This is a genomic window from Fulvivirga kasyanovii, assembly GCF_009711405.1.
Taxonomy (GTDB): domain Bacteria; phylum Bacteroidota; class Bacteroidia; order Cytophagales; family Cyclobacteriaceae; genus Fulvivirga; species Fulvivirga kasyanovii.
Window position 1 is genome coordinate 1 of sequence record NZ_SMLW01000510.1, and the last position, 1,440, is coordinate 1,440.

General features: G+C 38.9%; 1 protein-coding gene. It reads right to left on the reverse strand.

The genetic code is table 11. From position 1 onward, the window contains the following. Positions 1-30: 30 nt before the first annotated feature. A complete protein-coding gene (locus E1163_RS10550) occupies positions 31-1,305 on the reverse strand; it encodes an IS4 family transposase (protein ID WP_155171429.1) in 1,275 nt (424 codons plus the stop codon). Between the last annotated feature and the right edge of the window lie 135 nt (positions 1,306-1,440).

Sequence of the window (1,440 nt, forward strand, 5' to 3'; positions counted from 1 at the left end):
TTGAATTGACTACTTTAGAACAGGCTGGTGTTATTTGTTAAATTGGGTTATTCTGCCTTTTCTATTACTGGATCTTGTATCCCTTGGAAAGTGTCGATCTGGTTTTTTAGGAACAATAGAACTTGATATCTGATTGATCCATTTATCCAGTAACGTGCTGGTTGCCTTGCAGAACAGGAATTCAATAAGCTTTTCCCTTATAAATCTGTAAGCATTTTTCCAGTTGTATTTGTATTTCCATTTTCTGTGACGCGTTCTTTTCTCTATTAATTTATTGGCAACAATACCTGTAAGGGATACCATATTAATGCAGAAGATATGGGCATAGAATTCCTGAAAAATGCCTGCAGCCTTTTTACATCCAAATTGTTCTATTTTCATTTTTGGTTTCAGGTTTTTAAACCCTTCTTCTACTCCCCACCGAAGCTTGTAAAGGTCAGCCATATCTTTGGAAGTATACTTCTGCTGATCAGAAAGGTTGGTGACCAAAACCTCTGTTTCTCCGGTAGTGAGCCTAACTTTAACTACCATTACCTGAATAGGGGCACAATCAAGCTGATTGCTCCGGCTGTTTTCCCTTTCCTTAGGACTTGGGTCCCAATGGGTTATAAAGTCCTCTCGCTCATCATCGATCACCCTCTTGGCAAAGTTGCTATTATTCACGGGCAAGCGGACACAAAATTTCATCCCTTTACCAAGTAGCTCTTTAAAGGTGCAAAAATTACCAAAACCCCTGTCCAGAATTAAAATGTGGTTATTGTTTGTTAAAGCAGTGGACAACCACTCCCTTAGAAGGTTTTTTTCTCCGGTTTTCATTGTCGAGATATGTCCGCTGACTATAAAGTCGTTAAGGACATCATAGATCAGCAGGGTCCGCGCCAAATATCTTTTGGTCCCTAATTGGTTGACGGAATGAACTCCAAAGTAAGCTTCAATATCCTTGGATGGAGGTAAATTTAATGTGCTTCCGTCTCCGGCCAGAAGAATATGGCCTTTCCAAAATTTCTTTTCAGAACTATAGTATGGTTCTTTGAAAAACTCCAAAAGGTCGCGGAAAAGCTCAGGCTTGACCTTGTAACGTGCCTGCGAAAAAGCACTACCTGTAACCGTCCTGACAGAGAGCGATGGCAATATATTCTGAAGGTTAAACTCTACAGACTCTTTGAATAAATTAAGAATGTTGCCTACAACTACTTCAAATGATAAAGCTGATGACCTGCTGAAATCCTTGGAGGATTGTCTATAGAGGGAAATTTTCTCGGGGTCTCGTAAAAAATCAAAGAGTTTTTTTTGAAGAACCCCCAGAGTTCTTCACCATCTCATTTTCTTTCTTTAAATTCATATCTCGATATATTTGTTATGTCTCGAAGATAAAAGAGACAGCCGATCAAGTTCAACTTGATCGGCACTTTTTTTTCTTAACTTAATAGCATTGTAATC